The sequence below is a fragment of the Halobellus ordinarius genome (assembly GCF_031823395.1).
Taxonomy (GTDB): Archaea; Halobacteriota; Halobacteria; order Halobacteriales; family Haloferacaceae; genus Haloquadratum; species Haloquadratum ordinarius.
On the sequence record NZ_JAVQKJ010000002.1, the window covers coordinates 225,959 to 244,949 of the forward strand.

Annotated in this window: 18 protein-coding genes; 5 read left to right on the forward strand and 13 right to left on the reverse strand. The window is 67.7% G+C overall.

Annotation, left to right across the window (positions count from 1 at the left end; translation table 11 throughout):
• Window positions 1–212: 212 nt before the first annotated feature.
• On the reverse strand, window positions 213–1,715 hold the full coding sequence (locus RJT48_RS01420) for a sodium:solute symporter family protein (RefSeq protein WP_311170444.1): 1,503 nt from the start codon (window positions 1,713–1,715) through the stop codon (window positions 213–215).
• Window positions 1,708–1,941 (reverse strand): DUF3311 domain-containing protein, encoded by a 234-nt coding sequence (locus RJT48_RS01425; RefSeq protein ID WP_311170445.1) that lies wholly within the window; start codon window positions 1,939–1,941, stop codon window positions 1,708–1,710. Before RJT48_RS01425 ends, RJT48_RS01420 begins: the two co-directional genes overlap by 8 nt.
• 278 nt (window positions 1,942–2,219) lie before the next feature.
• Between RJT48_RS01425 and dnaG the strand changes: the two genes are divergently transcribed.
• On the forward strand, window positions 2,220–3,959 hold the full coding sequence (dnaG, locus tag RJT48_RS01430; protein WP_311170446.1) for a DNA primase DnaG: 1,740 nt from the start codon (window positions 2,220–2,222) through the stop codon (window positions 3,957–3,959).
• 42 nt (window positions 3,960–4,001) lie between these two features.
• Here dnaG and RJT48_RS01435 read toward each other — a convergent pair whose 3' ends face one another.
• Both RJT48_RS01435 and RJT48_RS01440 read right to left on the reverse strand, forming a co-directional pair.
• Window positions 4,002–4,481, reverse strand: coding sequence for a GNAT family N-acetyltransferase (locus RJT48_RS01435; RefSeq protein ID WP_311170447.1), 480 nt, complete (start codon window positions 4,479–4,481; stop codon window positions 4,002–4,004).
• Window positions 4,478–5,788 carry a DUF92 domain-containing protein gene (locus RJT48_RS01440; RefSeq protein WP_311170448.1) on the reverse strand — a complete coding sequence of 437 codons (1,311 nt, stop codon included), beginning with the start codon at window positions 5,786–5,788 and terminating at the stop codon, window positions 4,478–4,480. The genes RJT48_RS01435 and RJT48_RS01440 overlap by 4 nt, the downstream gene beginning before the upstream one ends.
• Before the next feature lie 205 nt (window positions 5,789–5,993).
• Here RJT48_RS01440 and RJT48_RS01445 point away from each other — a divergent pair, with 205 nt between their 5' ends.
• Window positions 5,994–6,602 (forward strand): undecaprenyl diphosphate synthase family protein, encoded by a 609-nt coding sequence (locus tag RJT48_RS01445; RefSeq protein ID WP_311170449.1) that lies wholly within the window; start codon window positions 5,994–5,996, stop codon window positions 6,600–6,602.
• A gap of 41 nt (window positions 6,603–6,643) precedes the next feature.
• Here RJT48_RS01445 and uppS read toward each other — a convergent pair whose 3' ends face one another.
• Window positions 6,644–7,585: a polyprenyl diphosphate synthase gene (gene uppS, locus RJT48_RS01450; protein ID WP_311170450.1), complete on the reverse strand. Its 942-nt coding sequence runs from the start codon at window positions 7,583–7,585 to the stop codon at window positions 6,644–6,646.
• Between the two features lie 197 nt (window positions 7,586–7,782).
• Between uppS and RJT48_RS01455 the strand changes: the two genes are divergently transcribed.
• Window positions 7,783–8,238 carry a histidine kinase gene (locus RJT48_RS01455; RefSeq protein WP_311170451.1) on the forward strand — a complete coding sequence of 152 codons (456 nt, stop codon included), beginning with the start codon at window positions 7,783–7,785 and terminating at the stop codon, window positions 8,236–8,238.
• A 66-nt stretch (window positions 8,239–8,304) separates the two neighbouring features.
• Window positions 8,305–10,440: a hypothetical protein gene (locus tag RJT48_RS01460; protein ID WP_311170452.1), complete on the forward strand. Its 2,136-nt coding sequence runs from the start codon at window positions 8,305–8,307 to the stop codon at window positions 10,438–10,440.
• Between the two features lie 210 nt (window positions 10,441–10,650).
• Here RJT48_RS01460 and RJT48_RS01465 read toward each other — a convergent pair whose 3' ends face one another.
• Entirely contained in the window at window positions 10,651–11,724 is a 1,074-nt protein-coding gene (locus RJT48_RS01465; RefSeq protein ID WP_311170453.1) for a complex I subunit 1/NuoH family protein, read from the reverse strand.
• A 107-nt stretch (window positions 11,725–11,831) separates the two neighbouring features.
• On the opposite strand from RJT48_RS01465, the gene RJT48_RS01470 reads away from it, so the two are divergent.
• Window positions 11,832–12,452, forward strand: coding sequence for a helix-turn-helix domain-containing protein (locus tag RJT48_RS01470; RefSeq protein ID WP_311170454.1), 621 nt, complete (start codon window positions 11,832–11,834; stop codon window positions 12,450–12,452).
• On the opposite strand, the gene argF is transcribed toward RJT48_RS01470, so the two are convergent.
• From argF to lysW, 7 genes are read right to left on the reverse strand one after another with little or no spacing between them, the layout of a single operon-like run.
• Complete coding sequence (argF, locus tag RJT48_RS01475; RefSeq protein WP_311170455.1) at window positions 12,453–13,352, reverse strand: ornithine carbamoyltransferase; 900 nt, start codon at window positions 13,350–13,352, stop codon at window positions 12,453–12,455.
• Between the two features lie 5 nt (window positions 13,353–13,357).
• The gene (locus RJT48_RS01480; RefSeq protein ID WP_311170456.1) at window positions 13,358–14,584 is read right to left on the reverse strand and encodes a [LysW]-lysine hydrolase; all 1,227 of its coding nucleotides are present in this window, start codon (window positions 14,582–14,584) and stop codon (window positions 13,358–13,360) included.
• On the reverse strand, window positions 14,581–15,720 hold the full coding sequence (locus tag RJT48_RS01485) for an aspartate aminotransferase family protein (RefSeq protein WP_311170457.1): 1,140 nt from the start codon (window positions 15,718–15,720) through the stop codon (window positions 14,581–14,583). The genes RJT48_RS01480 and RJT48_RS01485 overlap by 4 nt, the downstream gene beginning before the upstream one ends.
• The gene (locus RJT48_RS01490; protein ID WP_311170458.1) at window positions 15,717–16,682 is read right to left on the reverse strand and encodes an acetylglutamate/acetylaminoadipate kinase; all 966 of its coding nucleotides are present in this window, start codon (window positions 16,680–16,682) and stop codon (window positions 15,717–15,719) included. The genes RJT48_RS01485 and RJT48_RS01490 overlap by 4 nt, the downstream gene beginning before the upstream one ends.
• A gap of 20 nt (window positions 16,683–16,702) precedes the next feature.
• On the reverse strand, window positions 16,703–17,812 hold the full coding sequence (gene argC / locus RJT48_RS01495) for an N-acetyl-gamma-glutamyl-phosphate reductase (RefSeq protein ID WP_311170459.1): 1,110 nt from the start codon (window positions 17,810–17,812) through the stop codon (window positions 16,703–16,705).
• The gene (gene lysX, locus RJT48_RS01500) at window positions 17,809–18,729 is read right to left on the reverse strand and encodes a lysine biosynthesis protein LysX (RefSeq protein ID WP_311170460.1); all 921 of its coding nucleotides are present in this window, start codon (window positions 18,727–18,729) and stop codon (window positions 17,809–17,811) included. The genes argC and lysX overlap by 4 nt, the downstream gene beginning before the upstream one ends.
• A 1-nt stretch (window position 18,730) precedes the next feature.
• On the reverse strand, window positions 18,731–18,910 hold the full coding sequence (lysW, locus tag RJT48_RS01505) for a lysine biosynthesis protein LysW (protein WP_311170461.1): 180 nt from the start codon (window positions 18,908–18,910) through the stop codon (window positions 18,731–18,733).
• Window positions 18,911–18,991: the final 81 nt, after the last annotated feature.

Consider the following 18,991-nt stretch of genomic DNA (forward strand, 5'->3'; position numbering starts at 1 on the left):
CTTTTGTGGAAAGTGTTCCGTGCTGCCGCGGTTGCGTTAGCGATGCGTTGATCTGATTCTAATATTTACACCTACCGGCCCTAATAGAATATAACGCAAATACTGGAGGAAATTTTTGAGTTAGGAACGCCACCGTCGAGCGGAGTCATTCGAGCCGTGACCGCTGTGGTCGACAGAGTCTGGGATTCCTCGCTGGAGGGCACCGGTGCCGTTCAATCCGCGCGCGTGCCGACAGTGAACGCTTCCCCCCGCTCGTCGGCGTCGGCGGAGGTGACGAACGACCCGCCGACCGTGAGGACGAAAGAGAGGGCCATCCCGTAGAGCGCGAAGTCCCAGGTGAGATACGTCGCGCCGAAGGCGGTGACGCCGCCGACGGTGACCGCCGGCAGGAACACGTGCGCGAGGTAGAACAACTGGGCCCCGCCGACCCCGGCGAGCATCCCCTGGCGCGTCGTCTTCGGCCAGTAGAGCGCCACCATCACCGGCAAGGCGAGCTGGGCGTAGCCGCCGAAGGCGGTGCTGCCGACGGTGATGAGCGTCCCGGGCCGGAACAGGCTGGCGACGAACGTACCGACCGCGAACGCGGCGACGCCGAGGCGGGCGATCCACGCCTCCCGCTCGTCGGTAGCCGCGGGGTTCACGAACGGCCGGTAGAGATCGCGAGTCAGGTACGACGACCCCGAAAGCAGCATCGAGTCCGAGGAGGACATCATCGCCGCCATCGCGCCGGCGACGACCAGCGCCGCGAACCACGCGGGCGTGTACGCGTTCAACACCACGGGGATGACGTTCGCGCCCTCCGGCACCGAGACGCCGAGGCCGGCCGCCCACGACCCCAGCAGGAACGCCGGGACGAAGAGCAGGAGGACGAGCACCGGCCACAGCGCGAAGGAGCGCTTCAGGACGCGGGCGTCCTTCGCGACGAAGAAGCGCTGGTTGATCTGCGGGAACATCGTGACGCCGAACGCGATGGTCACGGCCTGGGCGATCATCCACTGCGGCGAGTAGACGCCGCCGCCCAGCGAGAGGAACTCGGGGTTCGACTCGGCCATCGACGCCGACACCGCGTCGAAGCCGCCCGCGCTCGACAGCACCCAGCCGACAGCGATCCAGATTATCCCGAGCATAAACACACCCTGGATGGTGTCGGTCCAGGCGACGCCGCGGAGCCCCGCGAGCACGACGTAGACGATCATAAACAGCGTGATGAACGCCGCGCCGACCCAGTAGGGGACGGTCCCGTTCGTGAGGCCGACGATCGCCTCGCCGGCACCCATCTGCTGGAGCATCACGTAGGGGAAGAGCCAGAACAGCGAGATACCCGCCACGAGCGCACGCAGGCGCTTCGAGCCGAACCGGTCGCCGAGCATCTCACCCAGCGTGACGTACCCCTCGACCTTCCCGATCAGCCACTGCCGGTAGCCGATCAGATACCACAGGATCGCAAACAGGATACCGTCCATCAGGCCCATCACGAGGATCCACTCGGGGCCGGCGCTGTACGCGAGGTTCGGTCCCCCGAAGAAGGTGAAGGCCGAAAGCAGCGTCGCGAACGTCGTGAAGAGCAGGACGACGGTCCCGAGCGACCGACTCGCCAGGTAGTAGTCCTCGGCGTCGCGGCCGGTCAGCCGGTAGGCGAGGACGCCGACGCCGAGCGCCACGAGCAGGTACGCGCTGATGACGCCCAACTGGACCAGAAGCGTCGCATCAACCATCGAACCCCACCTCCTCGGGATCGACGTCCATTCCGCGGTCCCACGCGCCGCGGGCGAACAGGGCGAACGCGACCGACGCGAGCGCCATCCACCCAACGTGCCACCAGAGCCACAGCGGCAGGCCGAGCCACGTCGTCGAGTTCCCCCACAGGAACCACGGAACCGCGAACGTGACGAGTACTGCGAAGACGCCGATCCATAGATAATCGCTCTTCCGTCGCGTCATCGAATCTAACTCGCCACTCGATATACGTAAACGTTCTCTTTCTAAAGTTCGAAGATCACTATTGGAGAGTAATTTTCTTCAATATCGGCGACGGACGGACAGCGGTCTAAACCACGCATTCGTCGCCAAACGGGCAGAAAACGTGGGTTCGAGCCGGATTCCGGGGATGAACTCCCCGGTACGATAGATATTTGCCGCGAGGCGCCCATATATAAAGACGTCATCGGGTTTCCCATGACGCTCATATCACAATCACACCCCTTCGGGGGGATTCACCAATGGAAGACACGGAAAAATACCTCATTCACGCAGCGATCACTGCCGACGGGATCGTGGAGCGGTCCGACGTCGTCGGGGCCATCTTCGGCCAGACCGAAGGGCTCCTCGGCGACGATCTGGACCTCCGCGACCTCCAGCAGTCGTCGAAAGTCGGGCGCATCGACGTCGAAATCGACTCCCAGAACGGCCAGTCCTTCGGGACCGTTACCATCGCAAGCAGCCTGGATCGGGTCAAGACCGCGATCCTCGCCGCCTCCCTCGAGACGATCACACGGGTCGGTCCCTGCCGGGCCACCGTCGAGGTGACCGACATCGAGGACGTCCGCGAGGCAAAACGCCGGGAAGTCGTCGAACGGGCGAAGGAACTGCTCTCGCAGTCGTTCGACGAGAGTGTAATGTCCTCGACGGAGATCTTAGACGAGGTCAAAGAGAGCGTCCGGATCGAGGACATAAGCGAGTACGAGGGGCTGCCGGCGGGCCCGCGCGTCGCCGACTCCGACGCCGTCATCGTCGTCGAGGGTCGCGCGGACGTCCTGACGCTCCTTCGATACGGGGTCAAGAACGCCATCGCCGTCGAGGGCACCAACGTCCCCGATGCCGTTGCGGACCTGACACAGGCACGGACGACGACGGCCTTCTTCGACGGCGACCGCGGCGGGGAACTCCTCCTGCGTGAACTCACGCAGGTCGGCGACGTCGATTACGTCGCGTTCGCGCCCGAGGGCCAGTCCGTCGAGGACCTCAAGCGACACGAGGTGTTCGCCGCCCTCCGCGATAAGACGCCGGTCGAATCGATCATCGAGGACGGCTCACTCGAAATCCCGGGTGCCGACGATGGGGGTGAGCCCGCGGACCCTCCCAGGGAGTCGCCGACGACTGAGTCGGCGGCGCACACCTCCACGGGCGGGTGCAGAACTGACGCGGCACGCAGCGATCCGGATACAGATCTGTCGGCCACCCCAGCCGAGAACGGCCGTCCCGGTGCAGTGACGCCGGACGACGTGGCAGACACGGCCGAAGACGCAACCGGAATCGACGGCAGTGCGGAGGCGGTAGGTGACGCCGATGAGGATACACCAGCGGACGACGAGTCGGCGGCGGCAGAACGCGCTGATTCGGACACGGCAGGCGACGCCGAGGACGACACCACAGCCACCGAGGCAGCGGACGCAGTCGACGCCGAGGCGACGCCTGCCGATGCCGTCCAGCCATCCGGCAGCGACTCCCCGAGTCCGACTGACGTGTCCCCGGAATCGGCTGACAGCTCCCCCGACTCGCCCGGCGGCGACGACTCCGACACCGACGTGACGACCGGAGCGGAGAGTCCCCGGACGGCGTCCGATTCGGAGACGGCGACGACCGATAGCGCCGATACGCCCGACGAAGACGCTGTCGCGTCCGCGACAGAGGACGACACCACTACCGATCGCCCCCGCTCGCTCCGTGAGCACGTTCGCGAGGTCATCGACGACGGGAGCGGGCGGATTCGGCTGCTGGACGACGACTTCGCGACGGTCGAGGAACGACCGGCCGAGGAGGCGTTCGATGCGCTCGCCGAGGCCGACCCGGTCCCGTTCGCCGCCGTCGTCGACGGCGAGTTCAGCCAGCGGCTGCTCGACATCGCAGCCCAGCGCGGGGTCGACCACGCTGTCGCCGCCCAAACCGGCGAGTTCGTCAAGAAACCGGCCGGCGTGCGGTTGCTGACTGCGGATCAGCTGGCGAACTCGGTCGCGAGCTGAGCGCCGCTCCGGTACTGTAGCGTTGCGCCCTCTTTTGGCGTTTCAGACGTCGTACGCGTAGATGACCGCGTCCGAACTCCGATCGCTGTCCGCGCTTTCTTTTCGGTCGTCCGCGCCTTCCTCACCGTCGCCTTCGCCGTCAGACTCGTAGAAGCCCTCGTTGTAGCCGATTGGCTCGAAGCCCACTGACTCGTACAGGGAGCGGGCGGGCTCGTTGTCGACGGCGACCGCGAGCGTCACCCGCGTCCCCGAGTCCTGCTCGGCGAGGAAGGCGGACAGGAGTTCCCGTCCGTGACCCTCGCGGCGGTGCTCCGGATGGACGACCAGTTCCGCGAGGTGGGTGTCCTCACCGTCGACGGCGAGGAGGTACCCGATCGGCCGCTCCGCCTCCCGGTCGTCGACAGCGACGAGACAGGTGCCGACAGCCGGAACAGCGTCGAGCAGGTCCGGGGAGGGAGAGGACAGATACGACTGGAGCGTCGCGAGCGTCGGCAGATCGTCGCGTCGGACAGGTCGGATCACGAGAGGACGAGTGCGAAGGCGGCGAGTGCGCTGACGACCGCGCCCACGAATGTCGCCGCGAAGTTGACCGCCTCGTTCCCGAACCGCGGGCCCTCGACGGTCGCACCCAGGACGCTGTCGGCGGTCATCCCCGCGAATCCGCCGAGGGTAACGACGACGGCGCCGAGCGGGGAGACGCCCGCCAGCAGGACGAACGCGACACCACCGACCAGCCCGGCACCGAGCAGGCCGAACACTTCGCCCTGCCAGGTCACGCCGCCGTCGGTCCCCGGCGGGACGCGTTCCAGCGTCGTGACCAGCCGGGGGTTGTCGTAGAGGCCGCCGAGTTCCGAGGAGAGCGTATCACTCAGCGCGGCGGCCATCGATCCGGCGAACGCGTACTGAAACAGGCCACCGTCGAGGGGAAGCGAGCCACTGCCGGCGAAGAGGATCACACAGAGGAGCGCAACGGCGGCGTTGCCGAGGACGTTGCCGGTGCCGCGGGCGCCCTCGTTCTCCTCGGCGATGCCGCGGCGCTTCTTCTCCTCGTATTTGAACTTCGTCGACAGCGACCCGACGCCGAAAAAGGTGATGAGCACGGCGAACCAGCCGATGCCGCCGAAGACGATCACGAGCAGCCCCAAAAGGACGCCCGAGAGCATCCCGGCGACGGACGCCGCCCCCAGCGCGTAGGACGCGTACCCGAGCGCGACCGTCACCGCCAGCGCTGCGACGACGTCGACCGTTCCGACGCCGTTGGCGAGCGCGTCGAACAGCCACAACAGCATCCCGGTCGACAGCATCACCAGCGGATCGTCGCGCTCGAAGAGCATCTCCCGGAAGAGCGCCGCCACGAGCGTTCCGGCGACGGCGAGGAAGGCAAACCGCGGCGCGAGAACCGGCGACGAGGTCAGCGACGCGATTGCCACCTGTCCAGCGACGCCGGCGACGCTCCCGGCGACCGCGAAGCCCGCCGTCCCGAGAAACGGGTTGTCCGTCGTCTCGGCGACCAGCCGCTTGCCGAGGTTCCCGTACGCGAGGACGAGCACGGCGGCGACGAAGAGGTCCGTCGGCAGCCCGATTTCGGTCGCGAGGATCGCCAGCCCGGCGGCCGCCAGCGCGAACCCGGTGAGCCCGTTGAGTTGTCCCTCCCGCCTGTCTGCGGGGCGGGCAAATAGCTCGAACAGCGGACCGTCGGTGATCGCAAACGCCGCAAGGACCGCCACGGCGGCGAAGGGCACGAACGCCGCCCGACCGAGGACCGGCGCGGCCACCGACAGCGTCCCTACCAGGGCGAACCCGCTCGCCCGCCGGAGCGTCGGTTGCACACCCCCGGATAACCCGGAGGCGTACTTAACCCTCCCGACATCGGGTGTGGGCCCGTCTCCCGACCGTCGGCACCGGCCGCGGCGTCGTTCGATCTCCGTGTCCGTTCGCTCCGACCCCCCGACGGAATCGATCCGTTCCGACCCGGGGAGAATCAATCCGTTCCGAACCCGGAGACATTTGTCGCCGCGGGGTGGACTGTGCCCCGTGGGACTGTACGACCGCTATCTCGCCCTCCGCCACCGCCTCCACGACGCCGACCCTCCCGAGCACGTCGCACTCGTGATCACCGAGCGCGACCTGCTCGAACAGGGTGCTTACGGGACGCTCTCTGCGTTCCTCGGGTGGGCCTTCGAGTACGGTGCCGAGCGGGTCACCGTCTCGGTCAGCGTGCTCGACGAGGCCGTGGTGCCGACGCTATCGCGGGAACTGCAGGATCTGGATGCTCCGCGACGCGTCGCGGTTCGCGAGCCGGGGGACACCGAGCGGGCCGACGCACCCGTGCGCATCAACATCGGCCTCGGCGGCAAGCGGGAGTTCGCGGCCGCGGTCAGACAGATCGCCGAGGCCGTCGACGCGGGCGACCTCGCCCCCGAGGAGGTCGACGCCGACCGGATCGAGGAGCGGCTGGTGTTCGACGACGAGCCGGACCTGCTCATCAAGACCGGCGCTGAGCGACTCTCCGATTTCCTCATCTGGCAGTCGGTGTACTCGGAACTGTACTTTACTGACGTGAACTGGCGGGACTTCCGGCGGCGGGACTACCTGCGGGCCGTGCTCGACTATCAGAACCGACAGCGGCGGTTCGGGCGGTGACCTGACGGCGCCCGACTTCGCGGCGGCCCCGCCCTGCCAGTTCAATCGCCGTGATCCACCGGCTCCGCGCCGTGCTGCCGTTCGAGTTCCTCGGAAACCTCGCGTGCGCCCGCGGAGGGCAGTTGTTCCCGTAGCCGCGCGGCGACGGCCTTCGCGTCCGCGAGTTCCGTCTCGGTGACGGCCCGCAGCAGCGCGACCGCCCGGTCGGCACGGGACTGCTGCCAGGACTGCTCGCGGGCTTGGTAGGTCCGGAGCCCGCGGAGGAAATCCACCTTCGAGAACTCCGGCCAGTAGGGCGCACAGAAGTAGACCGCGGCCTCGTTGCCGTTGGCGTGCCACGGCAGGAAGTTCGAGGTCCGCTCGTCGCCGCCGGTCCGGATGATCAGGTCGACGTCGCGGGTGGTGTGTTCCGCGAGCCGGTCTTCGACCGCGTGGATGTCGACCTCGTCAGGTGAGAGTTCCCCCTCCGCGACGTCTTCGGCGACGTCGCGGGCGGCCCCGAGCAACTCGGATCGCCCGCCGTACGCCAGCGCGATATTCAGCCGGAGTGTGTCGTAGCCGCTCGTCCGCGATTCGGCGTAGTTGACCGCCTCGCGGACCCGCTCGGGCAGCTGCTCGACGTCCCCGATGGCGCCGATACGGACACCGTTCTCGTGGACGCGGTCGGCGTCCGCGAACTCGTAGAGCTTCGACTCCAGCAGGTCGAAGAGCGGCTGCAGCTCCTCGTCGGGCCGGTCGAAGTTCTCCGTCGAGAAGGCATACAGCGTCAACTCCGCGATCCCGAGCTCGTCGCACCACTCGAGGACGCGCTCGGTCGTCTTCGCCCCTTCGCGGTGTCCCTCCGGGGCGTCGTCGCCCTGCTTGCGGGCGTAGCGCCGGTTGCCGTCCTGGATGATCGCGACGTGCGTGGGTGCGGAATCGAGCTGTCGGCGGAGCATCCGCTCGTAGGCGTCAGCGAATCGTCGACGGAGCGGGTTCGCCATACCCGAACACATTCCGGCCGTCGGTATGTGTCTTTTCGTTGTAATGCAGGCTGGCGAGGGTGGAAGGATCCGCACGTGGCTCCCGATGCGAGCGCCTTCGCCGACACCAGCGAAACATCTATATAAAACTACTGGCCCAGTGCGATCGCGACGCGCTGACGAGGTGATCTTATGAAACTCGCTACCGTCCTTGTGGTATGGCAACGGACACCACAACCTCGACAGCGACCGAGACAGACATAGCCGATTGGCAGTACGGCGTCGTCGCCGGCATACTCGGCGGCATCGTGATGGGCGCGCTGATGGTGATGCAGATGCGCCCCGTCCTCGAGGTAGCGATCCCCTCGATGTACTTCCTGAGCGGTGGGGCGGCGGGCTTCACCATCCACGTCGCCCACGGCGCCGGCCTCGGCGTCGTCTTCGCCGCGATCGCGTCGACGCAGACGGATCTCTCGACCGCGAAGGGCGTCGCGCTCGGTGCGGGCTACGGCGTCGCGCTCTGGGTCGTCCTCGCCGTCATCGTGATGCCGATCTGGCTCTCGGCGGTCGGTTCGCCGGCGAACCCCCCGCTGCCGAACGTGAGCGTCACGAGCCTGATCGGCCACCTGGCGTACGGTGTGGTGGTCGGCGGCGTGTACGCGACGCTCCGCTAAGCGAGCGGCCTTCCCACCAACCACCCCGGCCGACAGCCTGATGCCGATCACTCTCGTCGGCCCGCTATGGACCGGGGACCGAAGCTGCTCCTCCTCATTTTGGCGCTGCTCTCTCTCGCTCTCGCCGCCCCTGCAGCCGTAGCAGGGGAAGGTATCGACCCTCCCCCCACGACGCAGTCGCTTCCGGGGTCGGAGTCGACGGCGCCAGCGACGAGCGCGTCGCTGTCGACCGGTTCGATCACGACGGCGACGCAGACGACGGGGACCGACGCCGACACGACCGCGAACACCCAGACGGCGGCCGACACGAATATCGAGCTCACACAGCGGCTCCGGCTCGTTCCGGACCGGGCGGGTATCTACGAGGCCAGCCACCGGTACCGGCTCCCCGATCGCCTCCGGGCGCTGGAGGTGACGCTTCCCGAGGGTGCGACGGTCGTGTCCGCGACCGGGTTCGTCCACCGGGACGGCCGGACCTACGAGTGGGATCGATCGACGACGCGGCCGCGGATCGACTACCGTCTGCCGGCGAACCAGTCGGTCGACCGATCCGGTCCGATCGGCGGCCCCGGCCGGCTGACGTTCGTCGACGTCGGCGAGTGGGCGCTGGTCTCCCAGCCGTCGACCTCCCACTCGTGGGGTTGGGTCCGGGGAGACGGCCAAATCGGCTTCGAGACGTCCTTGGAGGCCGAACAGGGCGCGACCGGCGACGCCATCGCGTATCTCGGCCCCTACGAGGAGCGCACGCACACCGCCCACGGCCAGCAGTTCCGGCTGATCGTGCCCGAAGCGGCCGACCTCGAAGTGCCGCCCGAAACGCTGTTTGCGTCCTTCGCATCGGCCGCCGATCGACTCCGCGTCGGCGACCGCGACGAGACGGTGTTCGTCGTCGCCGCGCCGACACCCGAGCGCCTCGACTGGGGCGTCCGTGGGCTCCACGCCGGCGACTCGGATATGTGGGTCCGCGACGTCGAGCGGATCGACGAGGCGAACAACGTCTGGCTCCACGAGTACGTCCACAGCCGCCAGGGCTACACTGCCGCCCCCGACAGCCGGTGGTTCACGGAGGGTGCGGCTGTCTACTACGCCGCCCTCCTGACGCTGGAGCAGGACCGCATCACCTACGACGCGTTCCGCGAGCGATTGCGGTACGGCGAGCGAAGCTACGAGGGATCGATCCTCGCACAGCCGGGAACGTGGCAACGGAACGCGAACTACCACGTCGGCGCGCTCGTCGCGGGCGAACTCGACCGGCAACTCCGCCTCGCGACCGACGGCGACGCGTCCCTGCAGGAGGTGTTCCGCCGGATGAACGCGAAAGACGGAGTCGTCACAGGAGCCGACCTTCGGTCGTCCCTGCGTGCGACCGGCGGCAGCGCGGTCGCGGATCTCGGGGACCGGTATCTCGAAACCACCGCGCGGCCGTCGGTGTGGAGCGACGCCCAGCATCGCGAGGCGTTCGAGGCGCCCCCGGAGCCGGCCCGCATCACCTACGCGTTCCCGGCGAACGGAGACGCGGATGCCGTTCGGGTCGACGGCCCGTATCGGTCGCGGTCGCTCGGTCCCGAGCGCCCGATCACGCTCGTTCCCGGCGAGCGCCTGTCGGTCGACGTCGTCGCCACCAACTTCGGCGGTACCGACGGCGACTACGAGGCGATCCTCCGCGTCGACGACGAACCGCGTTCGACGCAGTCCGGGCGGCTGGGGCCGAACGAGTCGCGACGGCTGACGTTCGACCACGCCGTCGATCGAACCGGGATCACCACCCTCTCGGTCGGCGACGCGACGCTCCGGGTTGTGGTTCGCGATCCGGCGACGCCGCGGGTCACTGCCCTCTCGGCGAACCGCAGCGCGGCGTCGCCGGGCGAGTGGGTCGAGGTCACGGCTGCGGTGGAAAACGACGCAGGCTACCCCGCCGCGACGAACCTGTCGTTCACGCGGAACGGCGAGGCAATCGGGACCCGGAGCGTCCGACTCGACGCCGACACGGGAACGACGGTCTCGCTCCGGATTCGGCTCGACGAGCCCGGAACTGCCGTCTTCGGGGTGGAAAACGCCGCTGTCAGTCCGGCGGTCGTGGCCGTCTCGGAGCCGACGCCCGAGCCATCCACTGCAAGCGACACGAGCACGCCGGGGTTCGGTGTTGCGGTCACAGTCGCCGCGGTGCTCTTCGGGCTACTCGGATTCCGAAAGCGGGGCTGAGAACGGTCCCGACGGCTGACGGCCGATACGTCGCTGTCGCCGTCCCCTACGCGTCCAGCAGTTCGACGAGCAGGCCCTTCTGTGCGTGCAGGCGGTTCTCCGCCTACTCCCAGACGAGCGTTCGCCTGGATTCGAGCACGGCGTCGGTGATCATATCGAAGAGTGGCTGTCGGTTGTACCCACGGAACCCGTGTCGCACCACGGGGCGATTCACACTGTCTCCAGCACACCGATCAGCACGGCGGTGAGCGGCAGGTTCACGAAGGCGAGCACGAGCATCCCCTTCCACCCGATTCCAATCAGTTGATCGATTCGCACCCGCGGGACCGCCGAGCGTGCCCACTGGGTGAATAGAAACACCGCCCAGACCTTTGTGAGAAACCAGACGAATCCCGGAAGGACCGGTCCGGCCGGACCACCGAGGAAGAGCGTCGCGATGATCGCACCGCCGAGAAAGATGTGGACGAACTCGCCCATATAGATGAGGACCCAGTAGACGCTCGAGTATTCCGTCTGGTACCCGGCGACTAGCTCGGTCGGTGCCTCTGGGACGTCGAAGGGGTTGCGGCCGACTTCCGCGAGGTTCGCTATCAGAAACAGCACGAAAGCGAAGGGATTGACGAACGCGTACCACCCCGGGACGGCGACACCGGCGACGGTGAGAAGCGTCTCCTGTTGTGCGGCGACGATCCCACCAGTTCGGAGCGTCCCCGCGAGCAGTACGACCGACGCTGCGGTGACGACGAGCGGAATCTCATAGGCGATGTTCTGAGCGATGGCACGAAGTCCGGACAGCAGTGCGTACTTGTTGTTCGAGGCGTACCCGCACATCGCGAGCCCGAGCGTGGCTAGCGAGGAGATCGCAAACACGTACACGAGGCCGGTTTCAGGATCGGCGAGTTGCAATGGCACGCCGAAGACCGCGCCCATCGGAACGACCGCGAAGCCGGCAATCGCCGAGAACGGAATCAAAAGCGGACCCAGGTCGTACGCCGGGCGATCGACGGCCGTCGGAATCACGAGTTCTTTCGAGAGCAATCGGACCGTGTCGGTTACGATGGTCAACAGCCCAAAGGGCCCCACGCGATTGACGGCGATCCGGTCTGTAAACGCCGCGGTAACCTTCCGTTTCGCCCAGATAACGACGGCCGCACACGTCAGAGGAACGATCGCGACGACGACGGCACTGAGGAACGTAGCGACCGCCAACTCCGGGGCTGTCGGTACACCTCCGAACAGCAACCGGCCGATTGCCGCTGGCAGAGGCGCTGTCGAGGCAGACATCTCGTTCCAACGGTGGTGTCACTCTCAGAGAGCGGTTTTGCGATACATATTCGGCCCTTTATGTACACGTGCCGTGTGTGAAGCACCTCCGCCTGTCCATCCGTCCGATGGGAAGAGAGATTCACCCGGTTCACACGGTGATGACGGAGAAACCGTTCGTCGAACGGATCCAGATGCTCCACTGGAATCTCCACGACGTCGACCTCCCGACGATCCTCTTCTACGTCGTCGGCGACGCGGACCGGTTGGCAGCTGCTCTGGCGTCGATTCCCGAGATCAGGACGTTCGACGTCACCCCGATCGACGACTCGCGCTGTTACTGCTACACGCAGGGGCGTACGACCGACGTCGAACGAACGCTCTATGAGGCGTTCACCCGAGAGGGACTCCTCGTCCTGCCGCCGCTCACCTACGAGGACGACGGTGGCGTGACGTTCGACGCTGTGGGACGTCCAGATCTGTTCCGTGCGGCGCTCAAGGATGTCCCGGAGGAAATCGACGTCACAGTCGAGCAGGTCAGCGAGTACACTGCCGGCCGAGATTCGGAGCCGGTGGGGCTCTCACCGAGGCAACGCCAGGCAGTTGAAGCCGCGCGGGACCTGGGATACTACCACGTCCCCCGGGAGGCAACCATCGAGGACGTGGCATCGGAGCTTGGATGCGCCAAGAGCACGGCCGCAGAACATCTCCAGAAGGCGGAAAACAGACTCGTCGAAGCCGTGGTCTGACTACGCATCAAGCAGTTCGACGAGTAGCCCCTTCTGGGCGTGCAGGCGGTTCTCCGCCTGATCCCAGACGAGCACGCGGTCGGACTCCATCACCGCGTCGGTGATCTCCTCGCCGCGGTGGGCGGGCAGACAGTGCATCACCGATGCCTCGGAGCCTTCGAGGAGGTCCTCGTTCACCTGATACCCCTCGAAGGCGGCCAGTTTCTCCTCGCGTTGGTCCTCCTGGCCCATCGAGATCCAGACGTCCGTGTAGACGACGTCCGCGTCGGCGACGGCCTCGGTCGGGTCGTCGACGACCGTCGGCTCGTGGCCGAGCTCCGCCGCCTGCTCGATGACCGCGTCGTCCATCCCGTAGCCCTCGGGCGTCGCGACCGTCAGGTCCAGGCCGACCATCGCGGCGCCGATCACGAACGACTGCCCGACGTTGTTGCCGTCGCCGACCCACGCCGCCTGCACGCCGTCGAAGCCGTCGAAGGTCTCCCGGATCGTCAAGAGGTCCGCGAGGGTCTGACACGGGTGGGCGTCGTCGGTGAGACCGTTGACGATCGGGACGTCCGCGTACTCGGCGAGTTCGAGCAGGTCCTCGTGATCGAACAGCCGCGCCATCACCACGTCGACGTACCGCGAGAGCACCCGCGAGGTGTCCGAGAGCGGTTCGCCGTGGCCCAGCTGGATGTCGTCGGGGCCAAGGAAGATGGCGTGGCCGCCGAGCTGTGTCATCCCGGTCTCGAAGGAGATCCGGGTCCGCGTGCTGGGTTTCTCGAAGAGCATCCCCAGCGTCTGCTCGGGCAGTCGTGCCCCGTCCTCGCCGGCTTTGATCGCGGCGGCGCGATCGAGGACGGCGTGCAGTTCGTCGGTCGCGAGGTCGTCGATGTCGAGGAAGTGGTCGGTTTGGAGCATCTGTCTCACTCCTGCAGGCGCTCACAGACGTCGACAAGCACGTCGATCGAACTGTCGTACTCCGCGAGGTCGAGGTGTTCGTTCGGCGCGTGATCCAGGTCGGAGTCACCGGGGCCGTAGGTCGCCATCGGGCAGTCCCACGTCCCGGCGTAGATGTTCATGTCGCTGGTCCCGGTCTTCCGGAGGAGCCGCGGCTCGCCCCCGGCCCCCCGGATCGCGGCGCGGAGGGCGGCGGCGACTTCCGTCCGCGGGCTCGTCATCACGGGCGGGATCGGCGTCTCCCAGTGGACGCCGCCGCGGGCGAGTTCACCCTCCGCTACCTCCCGGACGTCGTCGATGGTGTACTTCGGCGGGACCCGGAACTGCACGTCGACGGTCGCCTCGACGGCGAGGCCGTCGTCGGTGGGGCCGCCGTCGAAGCGGACCGGCTTGGTCGTCACGGTGTCGAAGACGCCCTCGGACTCGTTCTCGTCGAAGAAGTCCGCGACGCTGGACCACCAGTTCACCGCCGACTGGATGGCGTTGTCCTCGGGGCGCGAGGAGTGCCCGAGTTCGCTCGTCGAGACGTACGTCCCCGCGAGGAACCCGCGGTAGCCGAGCGTGATGCCGTCCCAGCCCGAGGGCTCGCCGTTGATCACGGCCGCGGGCTGGTCCCGGTCGTCGACGAGGTACCACGCGCCGTTGGAGCCGGTCTCCTCGCGCACCACGCCCGCGAAGGAGACGCCGGTCTCGACGGCCGCGACCGCCATCGCCGCGAGCGGGCCCGTGGCGTCGACGCTCCCGCGTCCCCAGAGGACGCCGTTTTCGATCTTCACCGGGACGTCGCCGGGGACGGTGTCGATGTGAGAGGTGAGAAGCACCGAGTCGTCGGCGGGCGCGCGGACGTTGCCGGCGTCGTCGATCCACACCTCGCGGTCGTGGGCCTCGAAAAAGTCCTTCAGCCGCTGGGCGGCGGCGCCCTCCTCGCCCGACGGCGAGGGGATCGAGACTAGATCCGCGAGCAGGGTCTCCGCGTCGCTCAGCCCCTCGGTGAGGTTCTCCTGGACCTCGAAGACGTCGTGGCCGGTGGCCCTGAACGTGATCCCGCCGTCGCTGGCCGGTTCCGGTGTCTCCGGCGGCGTTTCGGCATCCTCGTCGCGTTCGACACTCGGCTCGTCCTCGTCGCGCTCGGACAGTTCGCCCTCGTCGCCGTCGACGCTCAGCTCGTCGTCCTCGTCGAGTTCGGCGCTCATCCCAGCACCTCCACCAGCGAGTCGACGAACTGGTCGGCGTGCGTTTCGTCGATGATCAGCGGCGGCAGCAGGCGGACGACCGTCCGCCCGGCCGGCAGTGCGAGCACCTGTTCGGAGAGCGCGAGGTTCTTCAGCACGCGGTTGGCGCCGCGTTTCACCTGGATCCCGATCATCAGGCCGACCCCGCGCACCTCGCGGACGGGCAGGTCGTGTTCCTCGACGGCCGCTTCGAGTTCGCTCCGCAGGTACTCGCCGACGTGCGCCGCGTTGGCGGGGACGTCCTCGTCGACGACGGTGTCGAGCGTCGCGTTGGCCGCCGCGGCGACCACCGGCCCGCCGGAGAACGTCGATCCGTGGTCGCCGGGGTTCTCCGCGATCCAGTCTGCCACGAGCGTCGTCCCCAGCGGCAGGCCGTTGGCGATGCCCTTCGCCGCGGTGAGGATGTCGGGTTCGACACCGACGCCGTCGCAGGCCCACAGGTCGCCCGTGCGCCCGACGCCGGTCTGGATCTCGTCGAAGACGAGCGCCGCGCCGGCCTCGTCGGTGACCTCGCGGGCGTGTTCGAGGTACTCCGCCGACGCGGGGTGGATGCCGCCCTCGCCCTGGACCGGTTCCAGGAAGAGCGCGGCGGTCTCCTCGTCGACCGCCTCGGCGAGCGCCTCGCTGTCCCCGTAGGGGACGAACTCGACGCCGCCCGCCAGCGGCTCGAACGGCTTCTTGTACTTGTCCTTCCAGGTCATCGCGAGCGCGCCCAGCGTCCGGCCGTGGAAGCCGCGCTTGGTGGCGACGATCTTCTCGCGGCCGGTGGCCGAGCGGGCGAACTTCATCGCCGCCTCGTTGGCCTCGGTCCCGGAGTTACAGAGCCACACGTTGTCGATATCTCCCGGGCCGAGTGCAGCCAGTTTCTCGTAGAGGTCCGTCCGGACCGAGACCGGATACGACGCCTGGACGTAGGTGAGCCGCGCTGCCTGCTCCTGGACGGCTTCGGTCACGGCCGGGTGGGCGTGGCCGAGCGTCGCGACCGCGTACGACGCTCCGAAGTCGAGGTACTCGGTGCCGTCCTCGCCGTAGAGGTACGCGCCCTCGCCGGACTCGATCTCGATGGGTTTCTCCGAGAAGACGAAGCCGCCGCTCATCCCGTCACCTCCTCGTTTTCGACTTCTTCAGCGACGGCGCTCGCCTCGATGTGGGTGCCGCTCCCGTCGAGCGCGCTCGATACCGGTGCCGCCGCGTTCGCGTCCGCGACGATCACTGTCCGTGCGCCGCCGTCGAGGGCCTCTTTCGCAGCCATCACTTTCTTGGTCATAAATCCTTCCGCTGCGTCCTTGAGCCCGTCGAATTCCGTCGGCGTCGTCACGGAGGCGATCAGCGTCGACTCGTCGTCGGGGTCGGCGTAGATTCCCGCGACGTCCGTGAGGACGACCAGGTCGGCGCCGAGTGCCCCCGCGACTGCCGCGGCTGCGCGGTCGGCGTCGGCGTTGACTGCGACGCCGTCGTCGGCCAGCATCGGCACGGTCACGACCGGTGTGTAGCCGTCCCCCAGCAGGGTCGCGAGCAGGTCGCCGTTCACGTCGGTGATCTTCCCCGAGTGGTCGCCGCGCTTGATCTTCTTCTTGCCGTCCTCGATCACCCGCACGGCCGACTTCCGCGGCCCGGTCAGGAGGCCGCCGTCGACTCCCGAGAGGCCGAGCGCGTCGACGCCCGCATCGCGGAGCGAGACCGTGAGGTCGGTGTTGAGTTTGCCGGGCATCACCATCGAGAAGACCTCCATCGTCCGCTCGTCGGTGAACCGCCCGACGACGCCGCCCGGCGTCTCGACGTACGTCGGCTCCTCGCCGAGTTGTTCTAAGGTCTCGTCGACGGCCGTCGAGCCGCCGTGGACGACGACGACGTCGCGCCCCACCGCAACGAGGTCGGCGATGTCCTCGACGGCACCGGCCGGATCGACCGCACGCGCGCCGCCGACCTTCACGACGACCGGGGGCTGGCTCGAAGCGTCTCGCTCGCCGCCGTCGGTTCGGATCTGTCGCTCGTCGGCCGTGGTCGGCGTCGGCTGGCGTGCGTCGCGTGCGTCGTGGGTGTGATCTTCGTGCGTCATCGTACGTGGTCCGGCAAATGTCAGGGAGCCCCGACGGGGTGGAGCCCGGCGAACTCCAGGCCGGCGGTCTCCTCGATCCCGAGGGCGACGTTGGCGGCGTGGACGGCCTGTCCGGCCGACCCTTTCATCATGTTGTCGATCGCCGAGAAGACGACGAGCCGGCGGTTGCCGGGGTCGATCTCGAAGCCGACTTCTCCATAGTTGGTGCCGGCGACCGCCTTCGGCTCGGGGTAGCGGTAGACGCCGCCGCCCCCGGCGACGGTCCGCATAAACGGCTCGTCGGCGTAGCTGTCGCGGTACGCGCCCCAGAGGTCGCCCTTCGAGACCGGTTCTTCAGGAAAGACGTGACAGGTCGCGCTCGCGCCGCGGATCATGTCGACCGCGTGGACGGTGAACGACACCGAGAGCCCGAGGAACTGCTCGATCTCGGCTTCGTGGCGGTGCCCGGTCGGCGCGTACGGCCGGACGATACCCGAGCGCTCGGGGTGGCTGGAGGCGTCGCCGCCGCCCGCGCCACCCTCCGAGGAGCCGACCTTCACGTCGACGACGACCTGCTCGTCGCCCGCGAGGATGCCGGCGTCGAACAGGGGTTTCAGCCCCAGGATCGTCGCCGTGGCGTTGCAGCCGCCGGAGGCGATCAGGTCAGCGCCGGGGAGGTTCTCGCGGTTGATCTCGGGGAGTGCGTACTCCGCTTCTTCGAGGTACTCCGGACAGACGTGGCCGTCGTACCACTCGTCGTACTGCTCTTCGGATTCGAGCCGGAAGTCAGCCGAGAGGTCGACGACGGTGTCGGCGGCGTCGCGGAACTGGTCGACGTGCTCCATCGAGACGCCGTGCGGCGTCGCCGCGAAGAGGACGTCGACCGACTCGAGCTCTTCCGGGGACGTGAAACGGAGGTCCATCTCCCGGAGGTTCGGGTGGACGTGCCCGACGGTCTTGCGCTCCTTCGAGCGGCTCGTCGCCTGGACGACCTCGAATTCGGGGTGCCCGTACAGGAGGCGGAGGAGTTCCCCGCCGGTGAAGCCCGAGCCGCCCACGACCGCGGCCGTGTAATCGGCGTCGGTGTTCCTGCCGCCGTCGGCATCGGTGGCCGTGCCACCGTCGGCTTCGGGACTCGACTCGTCGCTCATGTCGTCGCCTCCGTCGTCGTCGACTGTTCGACTTTCGACTCTAGCCAGTCGACGACCGCCGCGGGGACGTCGACGTCGACGGCGTCGTTCAGCGCCTTGAACTCGACGGTGTGGTTGACCTCGTGGACGGTGTAATCGCCGTCAGACTCCGTCTGACGAGCCTCCGAATCGCCGGATTCGGAGACCACACCCGTCTCCATCAGGTCGACGCCGAGCAGGCCGCCGCCGACGGCGTCGGAGGCGGCGGCGACGAGTTCTCGGGCGCGGTCGTCGAGTTCGAACGCTGCGACCTCCCCGCCCTTCGCGGCGTTGGTCAGCCAGTGGTCCGACGAGCGGGTCATCGCGGCGACCGGCTCGCCGTCGACGGCCACGACGCGGATGTCGCGGCCGGGCTTCTCGACGAACTCCTGGACGTAGAACACCTTGTGCTCGTAGTGGCCGAGCGTCGCTTTGTGTTCGAGGATGGCCTCCGCGGCCGAGCGGGAGTCGACCTTCGCCATCAGCCGCCCCCACGAGCCCATCACGGGCTTCAGCACGCAGGGGTAGCCGAACTCCTCGATGATCTCTAAGGCGCTGTCGGTGGTGAACGCCACTTTCGTGTTCGGGGTCGGCACGCCCGCCCGTTCCAGGGCGAGGCTGTTTTTCACCTTGTCGGCGCAGATGTCGGCGGTCGACGCGGAATTGACGACGGGAATGTCGTAGGCGTCGAGGAACTGCGTGACGTAGCGGCTCCGGCTCGTCGCCAGACACCGGTCGACCGCGATGTCGACGCCGTCGAACGATTCCGGGGGGTCGGAAATGCTGAACTGCTCCTTCCGGACGTCGATCTTCTCGACCTCGTGGCCCCGCTCGCGAAGCTCCGAGAGGAGGAGCTTCTCGTCCCGACGGATCCGGGAGTAGAGCAGCCCGACCTTCATCTCACTCGCCCCAGTCTTCTTCGAGTTCGGGAGCCTCCTCGAGTGTCAACGGATCGACCGAGACGACCTCCAGTTCGGCGCCCGTCGCGGGGCTGTCGACGATCTCGCCGACCTCGACGTCGGCGGGAATTTCGATCTCCTCTCCGGTCAGCGGGTCTTCCGCGGTGACGGTTTCTGCCATACCTGTCGGTGGGCAAGGAAGCGACTTAAACCCATCGAAGCTATCGGATAACTTAACTGATCAGTGAAACCACTAACGGCG

What these genes read in the sequence shown, in the direction of transcription:
- RJT48_RS01425 (WP_311170445.1), bottom strand. Translation starts at nt 1,941, where the DNA reads ATGACGCGACGGAAGAGCGATTATCTATGGATCGGCGTCTTCGCAGTA.
- RJT48_RS01460 (WP_311170452.1), top strand. Translation starts at nt 8,305, where the DNA reads ATGGACCGGGGACCGAAGCTGCTCCTCCTCATTTTGGCGCTGCTCTCT.
- RJT48_RS01480 (WP_311170456.1), bottom strand. Translation starts at nt 14,584, where the DNA reads ATGAGCGCCGAACTCGACGAGGACGACGAGCTGAGCGTCGACGGCGAC.
- RJT48_RS01470 (WP_311170454.1), top strand. Translation starts at nt 11,832, where the DNA reads ATGGGAAGAGAGATTCACCCGGTTCACACGGTGATGACGGAGAAACCG.
- uppS (WP_311170450.1), bottom strand. Translation starts at nt 7,585, where the DNA reads ATGGCGAACCCGCTCCGTCGACGATTCGCTGACGCCTACGAGCGGATG.
- RJT48_RS01485 (WP_311170457.1), bottom strand. Translation starts at nt 15,720, where the DNA reads ATGAGCGGCGGCTTCGTCTTCTCGGAGAAACCCATCGAGATCGAGTCC.
- lysX (WP_311170460.1), bottom strand. Translation starts at nt 18,729, where the DNA reads ATGAAGGTCGGGCTGCTCTACTCCCGGATCCGTCGGGACGAGAAGCTC.
- RJT48_RS01490 (WP_311170458.1), bottom strand. Translation starts at nt 16,682, where the DNA reads ATGACGCACGAAGATCACACCCACGACGCACGCGACGCACGCCAGCCG.
- RJT48_RS01420 (WP_311170444.1), bottom strand. Translation starts at nt 1,715, where the DNA reads ATGGTTGATGCGACGCTTCTGGTCCAGTTGGGCGTCATCAGCGCGTAC.
- RJT48_RS01455 (WP_311170451.1), top strand. Translation starts at nt 7,783, where the DNA reads ATGGCAACGGACACCACAACCTCGACAGCGACCGAGACAGACATAGCC.
- dnaG (WP_311170446.1), top strand. Translation starts at nt 2,220, where the DNA reads ATGGAAGACACGGAAAAATACCTCATTCACGCAGCGATCACTGCCGAC.
- argF (WP_311170455.1), bottom strand. Translation starts at nt 13,352, where the DNA reads ATGCTCCAAACCGACCACTTCCTCGACATCGACGACCTCGCGACCGAC.
- RJT48_RS01465 (WP_311170453.1), bottom strand. Translation starts at nt 11,724, where the DNA reads ATGTCTGCCTCGACAGCGCCTCTGCCAGCGGCAATCGGCCGGTTGCTG.
- argC (WP_311170459.1), bottom strand. Translation starts at nt 17,812, where the DNA reads ATGAGCGACGAGTCGAGTCCCGAAGCCGACGGTGGCACGGCCACCGAT.
- lysW (WP_311170461.1), bottom strand. Translation starts at nt 18,910, where the DNA reads ATGGCAGAAACCGTCACCGCGGAAGACCCGCTGACCGGAGAGGAGATC.